Genomic DNA, 12,071 nt, shown 5'->3' with positions numbered 1-12,071 from the left:
GTCCGTGCCCGAGGCCGCGTTCACGCACGAGCGCAGGTGTTCCTCGCGCTGTGCCTCCGAGTAGTCGTCGCGATCACCAATGATGAACGAGGAGACAACCCCGGCCGCGAGATACTCACTGCATGAGACGGTTTCTATGACACGCTCAGTAGTGTCGTATTTTCAGTCACGTTCTGCTCCAATGCGACCGAAACATTCCGGTGAGTGCCGGGAGTGAGATACCCGGAGAAGCCGCGTAGACTGTTCTGTGTCTCGTTGTTCGGCGGGAGGTAGTTCTCCCCATGAATAGCCACAAACCCGCCGTCCGGCAGCGTCACCGACTGCACGGTGACGGTTGTTCCGGTGGTCGACTGGTTCGGGAAACCGATTTTCGCCTCTCTTGCGAGCGACGTCGCATTCACGACCCGAACCGATGCCTGATCGTCGACGGCTCCGCCCGCCGTTCGGGAGTAGGCGGTGTCGATGAATCCCTGTGAGCTCAGGTAGTCGAACGACTGGTTGCTGTTCCCATCGCGTGCGGCGGTCGCGACGAGCGTCTGATTCTCGGCGATCGGCTCGTCGAGCACGACCTCGACCCGCTGATGAGGGCCCGCCGAGAGATACTGTGAGACGCCGATCGTGCTTCCGACCGACTCGTTCGACGGCGGAAGGTAGCTCTCGTTGTGTATCGCGATGAATCCACCCTCGGGAAGCGTAGCCGACCGAATCATGACTGTGGTCCCGTTGGTGGTCTGGTTGGCGATCGTCACGTTCGCCTCGCCAACCGTGCTCGTACTCGTGCTCGCGGTCGTGTTCGCGCTGGTCGTGTTGGCGGCTCCTGGGGCGACGAACCCCGCGCTCAGAACGGCGACACTGAGAGCGACGATGAACACGGTTCCGAGCACGCTGGCTACTGTGGGCTTCATGGAAGGTAGAGGGATTGGTTACGCCTACTGCGGCGACGTCTGGACGTACACGCTTCGGGCGGCTTGATCGACGGCGGCTAGATCCGCACTCTCCGAATCATCGTCATCGTCGCCTGAGTCGCTACTCGACGTTTCGGTAGTGGTGGTCGTGGTCGTCTCGGATTCGTCCGCCTCGGTAGATTCGGCGGATTCGGCATTGAAGATACCACCATCATCGCCGTCCTCGCTGGTTTCAGTTGGTGTCTCCGTCTCGGTCGTCTCTGTGTCGGTCGTCTCCTCGGGTGTGCTCGTGGTCGTATTCGCTCCGTCGTCCGGGAGGTCGCCGGGGAACAGGTCGGCGGCAAAGTCGACGTTCGCCGAATCGCTCACGATGTTGCCCTCCGAATCGACTGCCCCCATGTCGACGCCCGGATCGTAGCGACCGTTCGCATTAGTGTCGTTCACGAGAACAGCGGTGAGCCGTTCGTTCGTGACTGCCTCGCCGAATTGCAGGTCGATCTGGATGTTGTCGCTTGTACCCGACGGGAGCTGACCGGAGATACCTATGCGGTCGTCCGGGCGAGAGACGTCCCCGAAGCTCTCGGCCTGATAGACCACGACGAAGCCACCGTTATCGCTGGTGAGCGTGGCCTCGTCGACGACGACCTGTAGAGCGTCCTCGACCGACTGATCGTTGAACAGGATCGACGCGCTCTGTCCTTCATCCGGTTCGGTCGTGGTCGGGGTGCTCGTAGGCGTTTCAGTCGGCGTCTCTGTGGGCGTCGGTGTTGGCGTCTCTGTCGGTGTCGGTGTTGGTGTCTCGGTGCTCGTCGGGGTCGGTGTCGGCGTCTCTGTTTCCGTCTCGGTCGGCGTTTCGGTCGGTGTCGGTGTCTCTGTGGCCGTCTCCGTTGGAGTCGGCGTAGGCGTCGGCGTTTCCGTCGCCGTTTCTGTTGGTGTAGGAGTAGCCGTTTCCGTGCTCGTCTCGGTCGTTGTGGGCGTCTCAGTGCTCGTCGGTGTCGGCGTCTCTGTTGCCGTCTCGGTGGGCGTAGGAGTAGCCGTCGCCGTTTCCGTGGTGGTAGGCGTTTCAGTTGGCTCCTCGGGGGTTTCAGTCGGCGTCTCGGTACTCGTCGGGGTCGGCGTGGCTGTGGGCGTCTCTGTCGCTGTGCTCGTGCTCGTCGACGTCGCGGTGTCGGTGCTCGGGGCGCTCGTTTCGGTCTGAGTTGCTGTCGCGGTGGGGGGCGTTTCAGTGCTCGTCGGGCTCGCGGTAGGCGTACTCGTCGAGGTCCCCGTCTCGGTACTGGTTGCCGTCTCGGTCGGTGCTGGTGTTTCGGTGTCCGTCGCCGTCGACGTATCTTCGGCCGTCTCCGTGGCCGTGTCGCCCGTGGTCGGGACCGGCGTCGAGGTCGACGTCGGCGTACTGCCAGCGGTAGTGCTGGTCGATGGTGAGCTCGTACTCGTCGGGGTTGCGGTCGTGCTCTCCTCGCTGTCCCCGTTAGTCCCGGTGGTTGTCGACGTGCTCTCGTCGCTCGTCGAGGTCGCCGTACTGGTGCTGCTCGGGGATGCCGTACCGCTCTCCTCGGAATCCGTCGGTGCGAGTGACTGCTCTAGACGCTCCATCCGGTCGGCGTTCGTGTTGCTTACCGACTGACCCGACGCCGTGCCGCTCGACGTCTCTGCCGAGGTCGTCGCTGTCTCGCCCGTACTCGACGCCGGTGGCGTGCTCGTCGCGGTCGTCGTTTCGGTGGTGGTCGTGGTCGCCGTCTCCGTGGCCGTACTCGCCGACGTCCCGCTATCGGTACTCGGGGCGCTCGTCTCGGGGGTTGGCGTCGGCGTCATGGTCGGCATTGGCTGGGGGCGGACCTCCACCGTCTCCGGGGTCGTTGTGGTCGACGTCGCGGTATCGGTCGTGCCGGTGGTCGTAGCGACCGTGGTGCTCTCGCTTGTTGCCGACGTTCCTTGACCCTCGCCGCTCTCGGTGTTCGTCGAGGTCGGGGTAGTCGTTGGTGTCGCCGTGCCGGGGTCGTCGGTGGCCGTCTCGGTCGCCGTTGCCTCCGTTCCGCTGGACGTCGAACTACCCTCGCTCACGTCCTCGGTCGCGGTCGGCGGGAGCTCGACACGGAGCGTGTAGACGCCACCGGGTTCGAAGGTCCGGGTGTCGGCGTCGATGAACGTCTGGTTGGCCTCGCTCGTCGGAGACCACACCGGGCCGGGCTTCTCGTAGCTCGCGAGCGTCAGTGTCACCGGGTCCGTACCCTCGGCGATCCGGAAGCTCACGCGCGCGGTCCCGTTGCTCATCACAACTATATCGGAGCTTTCGACCGCGCTCGCGAGCGTATCGTTCGTGGTGAATTCACCATCCGAAGACCGTTTGAGGGTGTTCTCGGTGCTCCCGTGGGCGTAGCGGATCAGTTTGTCCGGGGTGTAGTAGTTCGACGGCGGGTGACGAAGGTTCTCGATCGCCTCACCCTGCACAAAGTCGATCTGATAGTGGGTTGCGTTTGCTTCCGAGCTCTCCGATTCGGTAGCGGTAGACGTGTCCGAAGTAGCCGTCTGAGCGGAGGTATTCAACTGTAGCGAGCGGAGCATCCGATTGCCGAGCGTAGTAGGGTTCTCGTCCCCATCGGTCGCGACCTGAACGGTTGCGACGTGCTGCTCGACGTTCGTGACCTGGATACTACTCGCCTGCACTCGTTTGGCATCGACCGTCCGCACGAGCGCGTTCTCTAATTCGCCCTTCTGATAGGCTCCGTTGTACGAAATCTCGTACGTGAGCAAGCCCTCGGTCTGGTTGATCAGGTCGATGCTGCTCACACTCATGGGACCGGCGTCCCCACCGGACTCTGTTCCAATACTCTGAGTTGTGTCTCCTTGGGGATTGATCTGGAACCCGATGAGAGCCGCCGAAACGATGAGTACGGCCACTACAGCCCAAACTGCAACTCTCTTACGCATTAACAGATAGCCCTCTTACATTCGGCTTAAGCTTAATCAACACACGTCAAAGATGTTTCATAATAGAAAGTGGGCTAGCATATGAATAGAAATGGCTATTGGGATATGGGTGATCTCAGGAATATTTCAGTCGCTTTGTTGTTCGAACTTCTCAGGCCATTCTATTATTGGATGCCCGCGAGAGACGATTTCTGGTGGGCGACCTTCCTGGAACTCAGGGATACCCTCAGAGAAAGCCGTGGGAAGCAATATTTCTGACGATGGGTTTCCGTCCTTAGCTTCTTGTGTAAGGAGACGAACCTTTACTTCATCAACTTCAAATGAATCTAGTGACTCATAGCGTTGGTCACGCTCATCAACGAATTCGAGCGTTAACCGGACTTTGCAGCTGTTTATGCCTTCCCTAACTAGTCGACTTGTGAACTGCTCGAAAGGCATTCTCCTCAGTTCCCCAACTGCTTCAAGATAGCAATCAATGTGGACTTCTCCTTCAAAATCTATCGCATTGGATAACCCAGAGAGCATCCGTTCATCTCCCTCGATCGTCCTAAGTTGGTAGTAGCCCGGTTTACAGTCAATACCTCCCGTATCACTCGTTATTTCACTTTTCAGGTAGACAGAACGGATGTTGCCTCTCCCTGAGTTCCTCAGCGTCATATAGAGGGTATCACCGTCAGCATACATATGACCACGACGAGCTATGGATGTAGCATACTCGCGTTCCATCAAGGTAGTTTGTCTCTCTAACACCTGATGTCGGCTAGGTAGCCGCTGAATGCACGAGTCGAACGTTCGTTGCAGCCGGTTTCTTGACATACCAAATGAGTCGCGACCAGAATCGGATCACGGTTTCAGAACCAGTGTCTCAAAGCGTGAAACAAACCAGCGTCCAAGAGAGCTGTCGCTCATGACCGGGCGCTCACAGAGATGGTCTGGCGTTAATCAGGCGGATCGAGGCCGTAGTATTGTTTCGCCACGGTCAGGAACTGGTTCGCATCCACTCGTGGCTTGTACGTGAGGTCCTCGCCGTCGATGGCGATCTTCACCAGCAGGTCGACCAGTCGCCACACGTTGTAGAGGACGCACGCGAACGCGAAGTTGAAGAACCGATAGTCGCGTTCAGTCGAGGTGGTTCGCACCATGAAGTGTTTCTGCTTCTTAAAGCCGTTCTCGATACCCCAACGGCGGCGATACCACCGGATCAGCCGCTCGATCATGTGGATGAATTCCTTCCCCTCCATCCGTTGATCGTCAGTGCCACGCGCTGTCACGTAGGGGTGGTTGGTCTCGAAGACGACGGTTTCGGCGGTGTCTACGTCTCCATCCTTGGCTTTCTGCTTGCGCTCTTCGACTTCCTCTTCTCGCTGGATATCCGCGAGCAGCCGCGAGAACGACATCCCCTCGCTCGGTTCGCCGTCCACATTCTCGAACTCCCACTCGCCGCACATCTCCGTCCACACCTCTGAGAGACTGTCGTCCTCATCATCGTCCGAATTCGACCGCTGCGGGAGGTAGATCTGTTTGCGTGTCGACGTGCCCTCAAGCGTCTCTTCCTCGGTGACGTGGAAGCGTTTGCCGTTGCGGTACATCCACGCGATGGTTTCGGCCTCATCACTGCGTTCAAAGATGCGTGTCGGATTGAGGAAGTGGACGCCGTACTCCTCACAGGTGTCCTTCACAGGGCCGCTGTCGAACTCGCGGTCCATCATCACGAGGTCGATATCCACCATTTCGGTCGTTTGCGACAGGAGCTTCTCGACGATCTCGTCTTTCGACTGACCTCGCACGCGCGGAATGGCGTCGAGGACGAGCGGCACATCCATCCCGACGATTTTGAGCACCGCCCACTGGTAGTAGTCGTTGCCGTCCTTGTAGCCGAGGATATCGTCATCGTGGTCCTCCAGATCACCGGTGAACGGGAAGCCCTTGGTCACGTCGATGGCCGCAAAGACCGGTCCATCGAGCTCGCCGTTCTGGCGAGCGCGGGCGATCAGCATCCGCGTCGTATTGCGAAGCATCGAGCGGATCTCCGCGACCGAGAGCTTTCCGATCTGGTAACGGTGGGTCGATCCCGTAGGAATCCGTTCGCGTGTGGTATCGAGTGAGAACGACGCGGGGCCGCTGCGGGCGTACATGTCCTCGCGCATCCCCATGTAGGCATGTTGCTCCCAGAAGGCGTTCTCATGAATCTGCCAGTTCGGGCCACGAGAGAGCGCGAAGGCGTCGGTCACGAACGGTTTGGCCTGCTGCCACACCTCGTCGGTTTTTGCGGCGACGAGTTGACGTTCGGGAGGGTCGTCGGCGTCCGACTCATCTGCTTCGTCGATGTCGATCCGGTCAGGAAGCGACACCCCGCAGGCACGCGCGGCCCTCACAATCGAGTCAGCACACTCCCGTACGGCGTCGCGGAGCTTCTCGCTGAAGCGTTCGTTCCACGCGCGCCAGAACGTCGATTGATTCGGGAGGGTTTCGAAGCCAAGATTCTGGCGCAGCGAAGGATGTGTTCGGAGGTGGTCGTGGAGGGCAGTTTCGTCCCACCCGTTGATCTCCATGAGGAGGGTCGCTCGAACGTGGATCGCCATCGGATACCGTCCCGAATACGGTGCTAACGAATCTTGTGCGGCGAACGTGAGATGATCGATCGGAAGGTGGCAGACCAGCGTCTCGATGTCGGTGTAGCTCCCGGCCCGCTCACACTGTGATTGCGCGATGGTCGTGACATCCGCAACGAATCCGTCGAGAGCATCGCCTGTCCCGTCGGGGTCGTCCTCGAAAAACCGTGACCGGCCATTGTAGCCGGTGGCGTCGGCGACGAGAGCCGCTGCCACCATCTCCGCAGTGTCGTCCAGCGGGCTTGTGGTGGGTGATTTCGCGTCGATACGTGCATCTGTGTCGGCTGAGTCCGACTCTGGCGTTGACTTCGGACTCATATAGTATATCTAACCGTACCCACAAGTCGTCCGACAGACGAACACTGCGCGGAGGTGGCGCTGTTCACACGCGGCTACGGTAGCGTGGCGAGTGTTGTCCCATCGGTTTCTGTCGGGTACGACGACCGCCTCGTCACCGGATCATGATCGAGTCGTTCTCGCTCGGGGGCACCGATGGTTCCGAACGCTTGCACTTCCTTGAACAGTTACTGCTCTGGGACGCTCGTCAGTGCGGGAGAGTATCTGCTCTGGGCATCGAGCGGCGGGAGGTCCTTCTCGCCAGCGCTGACCTTCGCACGTTCGAGCCGCCACTGGTCGTTGTCGAACGGGACGTCGTAGTTCGCCTCGGCCCGCGCAAGAATGCTCTGGACCGCTGACTCGGGAATCTCGAAAAAGCCAGCGGTGGCGTGCTTCTCACGGCCCTTGCGGACCTCGCGGATGAACGTCTGGGTGCGGACGTACTCGGCGGGAATCTGCTGGAGGAAACCATCCTCAACGGTATAGCCGAACGGCGGGCGACCGACACGCTTGCCGTCGGCGATGGCGGCGTCGATACCTTCCTGGACGCGCGAGCGGATCATCTTGCGCTCGGCGTCGGCGAACACCATCATCATGTTGAGCATCATCTCGGCCATCCAATCGTCCTCGCCGACCGTCCCGATAGGTTGGTTCACGAGGTCGATGCCAACGCCTTTCTCGCGGAGGTCCTCGACGAAGCCAGCGAGGTCGGCGAACGACCGCCCGAGCCGGTCGAGTTCGTGGGCGACCACCACGTCGTACTCCGCGACGTGCTCGCGGAGACGCTGGTACTCCCGCCGGGAGGTCGATGCCCCGCTTTCGCCAAGGTCACAGAACCACTCGATCTCGTTCGATGTCTCCGTCTCACTGTACTTCTGGCGGATCGCGCGCATCTGGCGATCCTCGTTCTGGTCGTCGGTCGAGACGCGGACGTAGGCGGCGATCTGCATGGTGGATTCGGACACCCTATTCGTACCGGGATTCAGTACATAAAGAACAGGGGTTTTCGTATCGATGCGAAAAACAGCTGTTTTTCGCGTCCGTTTTGCCACGGTGTTTTCATACGATATGCAGTCGTCAACAACGATAGACTCAGATCATACGTCTGTTTCGTCTAACCCCTAGAGATCATTCGCTCGCCGCGGCTTCTTTGAGCTCATCGTATTGTGTCTTGATCTTCGAGGCACACGACGTACAGCAGACTTCGTGAGTCTGCTCACCCAACTCGACTGTCTCGCCGTCATCAACTGATTTTCCACAGACGGTACATTCCATCGAGACCGACTCTGCACCCAGCTGTGGTTTCCAAGTTGATTCACTCACCAGTCGCACCGTGTAACTCCGAATCTGTGCACCATCGAGAGTTTCCGAGAGGAGAGCCCGGATGTCTTGTTCGCTCCCGTGTGCGACAAATAATACCGTCGCGTCGAGCGTTCGAATAATGTGTTCGACAGCTGGCGTGTCAGCGAGCGTGTTCGCTACGGTTTCATCACTATTGGGTTCAACATCAAGTTCGACGAGTACCGACGGTCCTTCGACCAATATCGACCGATCAATATCAAGGGTGAATCGTTCGATGACGCCTATCTCCTGAAGACGTTCAACGCGATCCGAAACTGTCGGTGGCGAACGGTCGACCTGCTTTGCGATCTCTCGATAGGAGTGACGAGCGTTCTCCATCAGCAGCTCGATGATCTCGTAATCAACGTCGTCGATCCCAGTCATGGCTATGTGTATGCTATGGCGAGTCAAACACATTCTCCTGTCGTTTGCAAGGGGAGCGAATACCGCGTAGAAATGGTCTGTACTGCTGCTCATCGCTAACTTCGAAACAGAAGATCTGTACCATCCCCTCGTGGTGGTTTTCGTTTTTGGGACTGTTCCACAATCTACCTCAAGCCACCCGAAATAGATCTGTGAAACAATCGAATATCGTTGCCCAGAAAGCGCAAAAACGATCCGCCCGATATCTGAGGTGCAATGGCAGTCCAACAGATCGGTCTGAGCGATGAGATGGAAGAGTGCGTGGATACCTGCATCGAGGCCGCCGAGGTCTGTGAGTGGTGTGCCGACGAGTGCGCGGGCCACGGTGAGGGGATGGCCGAATGCCTCCGGCTCTGCCGGGACGTCGCCGACCTCGCGTCGCTGTGTGCGCGACTGTGTGTTCGAGACTCCGAATTCAACTCTCAGGTCGCCGAGGCCTGTGCTGAGGCGTGTGAGGCGTGTGCTGAGGAGTGCGAACAGCACGACCACGACCACTGCCAGGCTTGCGCCGAAATCCTGCCCCGCTGTGCAGAAAGCTGCCGGAACATGGCCTGAATACGGTCTCCACAGCTGCAGGAGACTCCTCAGCACGGGACAGTACAGAATCGATCGTTATTTTTGATCCAAAGCAACTTCCGAGAGGAAGTTCGGGTGTGTCGAACTATACCCGGACAGTACAGTTGAGGGGGTTCCCACCGGAAACCCCTCGTAGACGACGGTTTGAACGGGGACGATTGCACCATGATACGCAATAACCAAGAGAACGCCCGACTCCGGACGTACTGATGGCTAGTGAGGACATGATGACTTCTTTGACCCACGAGACGCCACCTACTCCAGCGGAGCGTTGTAGCTACTCTTTCGACAGCGAATCCGACACTGCCGGCGCGTACAGTTGCTGGCGGCCGTCATGGGGAGACACCGATCACTGTGTCTGACACGTTGAGCGAGCGAACAAGCCAGTAGATGCGCTCGCCGCGGCCCGTACCGATAACCGAGAGCGGTTGGACGGGGCGTATCTCCCGAACGTGTCGATAGGTTCTTCCCTCTCGTTTGCGGACTGTACGCTCCGGAATGCCTGTCTGACAAACGCAACCCTACGGAACGCCGACTGTAGTCGCGCCGATCTCTCCCGAGCGAACTGTACTGGGTGTGACTTTTCGGATAGCGTTCTCGACGCCACCTGCCTGGATCGTGCTACGCTCGATGGGGCGGATCTCTCACACGTCAGCGGGGCGGAGGTGACCCTCGTTGGCGCTACGCTCGTCGGTGCCGATCTCTCGCATGCACGATTCGAAGACGCCGATCTCTCGGATGCGGACTAACCGACGCCACCTCAGCAACACGACTCTCAGGCGCGCGATGCTTCGTGAGACGACCTTGACGGATGCAACGCTCAAAGAGACGCTTCTGGTTGACGCCGATCTTACCGAGGCGGACCTAGAGTACGCAGCGATGATCCGAACCGATCTCCGCGGGGCGGATCTCACCGGGGCTCACTTCTACGGGAGTGTCCACGACAACTGCCGGATCGACCACTGAACGTCCCTCGATGGGGTTTGTAGCTACGAGCAGATGATCCCTGAGGACGAGTCACTCGGCGCTGTCGTCGCCGATGGGAACGTTGATCTACTGGATAAGGCGATCTGGACGTACGGCGCACTGCAAACCATTTCCCGAGAGAACAAGCTGAACCAGCAGGCGAGCGAGTATTACGTTCGGCAACACGACACCCAGCGGCGGCAAGTCTGGGCGAGGGGACAGTACCTTCGCTGGGCGAAAGCCGAAGGCGCACGCTGGGTGATGCAGTACGGTGAGGGGATTTGGACCGTGGTCTACACTGCACTCGTGGTGATCGTTCTGAGTGCAGTGCTCTATCCCCTCTCCGCGGTCGGCGGGTTGCGCCGGTCGAGTTCGGGGGCAGCTCTCACCTATGCGACGGGCGGCCCGCTCGATCCCTCCACGGTCACTGGTATCAGGAATTTGGTGGCCATTCTCGCGGAGAGCCTCTACTTCAGCGTCGTTACGTTCACGACGCTCGGCTATGGCGACTGGGTTCCACTCGGGTATGCGAAAGGGCTCGCGATGGCCGAATCGCTCATCGGGACGTTCATCGCATCGCTTCTGATTTACGTACTCGCGCGACGGGTCATGTGGTGACGGTTCCGTTCAAATTAAGCGATGGTTGATACCATCGCCGTGACCAGAGACCGCTTACGTGCCACGTGGCGTCGAAGAGGTGATCTCGGCAAATCTGCTAAAATCGATCGTCGTCGGTTCTGTTCGAACGATTTCACCCTCGTGCTGACAGGGAGTCACCCCTGCAGGGGTAAACTCGCCGTCCTCACCCGTATCTGGATACGCGACCACACGAATCGTGTGCTCCCCTGAAAGTTCGGTCCTGAGAGTAATCGGCACCCCAGCCGAGGCCGTACCAGTACTCGGTGGCTGTCCGACCCGAGTCGTACCGAGGACGGTATCGTTTTCCAGCACCACCAACCGAACCCGTGTGCTCGCTTCACGGCTGAAATCGACCCAAACGGTATCCTGACGCCAAATTCCATCGGCAATCTCGCCAAGCGCATAGAACGAGATCTTGCTTACGCCCCTGCAAGCGGTTCCGGACTCTCGTCGAGAGACAGCCGTGGTGCTCGGTTCGTCGGTACCTCCTCCAGCTCGTTTCGAGATCGTCTTTGATCTCGGAGTGGACGTGGGACATTGCTGGGGTGATTGATCACTAGACTTGCCCGTTGGTGGAACGGCCGTCGGACTCTCGTTCGCTCCACCCGAATCACCGGCACAACCTGCAAGAGAGGCCAGAGCCGCTGTAGACACAGCGAGAAGCGTGCGTCGTCTCATATATATGGCTGAAACTGGGTGGAATATGTGCTTTTTGAGAGGGTGACCTGAGTGTTGCCGAATCGATGGCCGGTTCCACACGTGAGTCGTCCGTAGCTAATGGGATGATGGACGATCACGCCAGCGCATAGAGGACGAGGTTTCGAACTCCGGGGAGGAAACCGGCGAGCCCCGCTGCGAGAAAGAGAAGCCGCGTCCCGAGCGGCGTCGTTTCGCTGTCGGTGGCGACTACCCAGACCAGACCCGTTGCGAGACTCAGCTTGAGGACGACGAAGAGCCATCCGACGCCGATTATCGATGCGGTGGGGAGCGTCGCAGCGAGATTTAAGACGGCGCGTGAAAGCGGCACCTGCTCGGACACGGCGAGAATGTCGACGCCGACTGCCGTCGAAACCGCGTCAATCGCCTGTCCGAAGACGACGAACACACCCATCCAGCCAGCCTGTTTGGATACCGGTGGCGAGGCGCGATGGACAGCAACCCAGACCATGGCTGTGAGTGCAACCGCTCCGAGAACACTAACAGTAGGCCATAGGACGTGCACGTGGCCAACATCACTCAAAAGCGAGGATAGACATAGAAGTCCTCCCACAGAGAGTGCCGCACCGGTGGCGAACCCCGTCGCTGCCCGCGTGCGAACACCACTCTGGCTCATAGGAGAATC

11 protein-coding genes and 1 pseudogene are annotated in these 12,071 nt (G+C 59.3%); 5 read left to right on the top strand and 7 right to left on the bottom strand.

Annotated elements, in window-relative coordinates; translation table 11 throughout:
- Positions 1-126 (top strand): annotated as a pseudogene (locus GT355_RS17180) (IS5/IS1182 family transposase); the annotation flags it as partial.
- An 8-nt stretch (positions 127-134) separates the two neighbouring features.
- On the opposite strand, the gene GT355_RS17175 reads toward GT355_RS17180, so the two are convergent.
- From GT355_RS17175 to GT355_RS17150, 6 genes are all read right to left on the bottom strand, one after another.
- Complete coding sequence (locus GT355_RS17175; protein WP_160135745.1) at positions 135-905, bottom strand: DUF7282 domain-containing protein; 771 nt, start codon at positions 903-905, stop codon at positions 135-137.
- A 24-nt stretch (positions 906-929) separates the two neighbouring features.
- The gene (locus GT355_RS18395; protein WP_240145881.1) at positions 930-3,701 is read right to left on the bottom strand and encodes a hypothetical protein; all 2,772 of its coding nucleotides are present in this window, start codon (positions 3,699-3,701) and stop codon (positions 930-932) included.
- A gap of 261 nt (positions 3,702-3,962) precedes the next feature.
- A complete protein-coding gene (locus GT355_RS17165) occupies positions 3,963-4,562 on the bottom strand; it encodes a hypothetical protein (RefSeq protein ID WP_160135744.1) in 600 nt (199 codons plus the stop codon).
- Positions 4,563-4,774: 212 nt separating this feature from the next.
- A complete protein-coding gene (locus GT355_RS17160; protein WP_008414057.1) occupies positions 4,775-6,667 on the bottom strand; it encodes a transposase in 1,893 nt (630 codons plus the stop codon).
- 305 nt (positions 6,668-6,972) lie between these two features.
- Entirely contained in the window at positions 6,973-7,734 is a 762-nt protein-coding gene (locus GT355_RS17155; RefSeq protein WP_008414056.1) for a recombinase family protein, read from the bottom strand.
- A gap of 178 nt (positions 7,735-7,912) precedes the next feature.
- On the bottom strand, positions 7,913-8,509 hold the full coding sequence (locus GT355_RS17150; RefSeq protein WP_238532901.1) for a winged helix-turn-helix transcriptional regulator: 597 nt from the start codon (positions 8,507-8,509) through the stop codon (positions 7,913-7,915).
- Between the two features lie 255 nt (positions 8,510-8,764).
- Here GT355_RS17150 and GT355_RS17145 point away from each other — a divergent pair, with 255 nt between their 5' ends.
- From GT355_RS17145 to GT355_RS17130, 4 genes are all read left to right on the top strand, one after another.
- The gene (locus GT355_RS17145; RefSeq protein WP_008414054.1) at positions 8,765-9,103 is read left to right on the top strand and encodes a four-helix bundle copper-binding protein; all 339 of its coding nucleotides are present in this window, start codon (positions 8,765-8,767) and stop codon (positions 9,101-9,103) included.
- Between the two features lie 473 nt (positions 9,104-9,576).
- Positions 9,577-9,873 (top strand): pentapeptide repeat-containing protein, encoded by a 297-nt coding sequence (locus GT355_RS17140; protein WP_238532902.1) that lies wholly within the window; start codon positions 9,577-9,579, stop codon positions 9,871-9,873.
- Positions 9,833-10,090: a pentapeptide repeat-containing protein gene (locus GT355_RS17135; RefSeq protein ID WP_240145880.1), complete on the top strand. Its 258-nt coding sequence runs from the start codon at positions 9,833-9,835 to the stop codon at positions 10,088-10,090. Before GT355_RS17140 ends, GT355_RS17135 begins: the two co-directional genes overlap by 41 nt.
- Before the next feature lie 33 nt (positions 10,091-10,123).
- On the top strand, positions 10,124-10,708 hold the full coding sequence (locus GT355_RS17130; RefSeq protein WP_160135743.1) for a potassium channel family protein: 585 nt from the start codon (positions 10,124-10,126) through the stop codon (positions 10,706-10,708).
- 814 nt (positions 10,709-11,522) lie between these two features.
- Here GT355_RS17130 and GT355_RS17125 read toward each other — a convergent pair.
- Positions 11,523-12,062: a DUF63 family protein gene (locus GT355_RS17125; protein WP_081461331.1), complete on the bottom strand. Its 540-nt coding sequence runs from the start codon at positions 12,060-12,062 to the stop codon at positions 11,523-11,525.
- Between the last annotated feature and the right edge of the window lie 9 nt (positions 12,063-12,071).

This window comes from Halococcus salsus (genome assembly GCF_009900715.1).
GTDB lineage: Archaea > Halobacteriota > Halobacteria > Halobacteriales > Halococcaceae > Halococcus > Halococcus salsus.
The sequence above is the reverse complement of the archived record's forward strand: the minus strand, read 5'-3'. Positions and strand labels throughout refer to the sequence as shown.

Excerpts from the sequence above, each read along its gene's own strand:
- GT355_RS17175 (WP_160135745.1), bottom strand. The coding sequence starts at position 905 with ATGAAGCCCACAGTAGCCAGCGTGCTCGGAACCGTGTTCATCGTCGCT.
- GT355_RS18395 (WP_240145881.1), bottom strand. The coding sequence starts at position 3,701 with ATGAGTGTGAGCAGCATCGACCTGATCAACCAGACCGAGGGCTTGCTC.
- GT355_RS17165 (WP_160135744.1), bottom strand. The coding sequence starts at position 4,562 with ATGGAACGCGAGTATGCTACATCCATAGCTCGTCGTGGTCATATGTAT.
- GT355_RS17160 (WP_008414057.1), bottom strand. The coding sequence starts at position 6,667 with ATGGTGGCAGCGGCTCTCGTCGCCGACGCCACCGGCTACAATGGCCGG.
- GT355_RS17155 (WP_008414056.1), bottom strand. The coding sequence starts at position 7,734 with ATGCAGATCGCCGCCTACGTCCGCGTCTCGACCGACGACCAGAACGAG.
- GT355_RS17150 (WP_238532901.1), bottom strand. The coding sequence starts at position 8,509 with ATGACTGGGATCGACGACGTTGATTACGAGATCATCGAGCTGCTGATG.
- GT355_RS17145 (WP_008414054.1), top strand. The coding sequence starts at position 8,765 with ATGGCAGTCCAACAGATCGGTCTGAGCGATGAGATGGAAGAGTGCGTG.
- GT355_RS17135 (WP_240145880.1), top strand. The coding sequence starts at position 9,833 with ATGCACGATTCGAAGACGCCGATCTCTCGGATGCGGACTAACCGACGC.
- GT355_RS17130 (WP_160135743.1), top strand. The coding sequence starts at position 10,124 with ATGATCCCTGAGGACGAGTCACTCGGCGCTGTCGTCGCCGATGGGAAC.
- GT355_RS17125 (WP_081461331.1), bottom strand. The coding sequence starts at position 12,062 with ATGAGCCAGAGTGGTGTTCGCACGCGGGCAGCGACGGGGTTCGCCACC.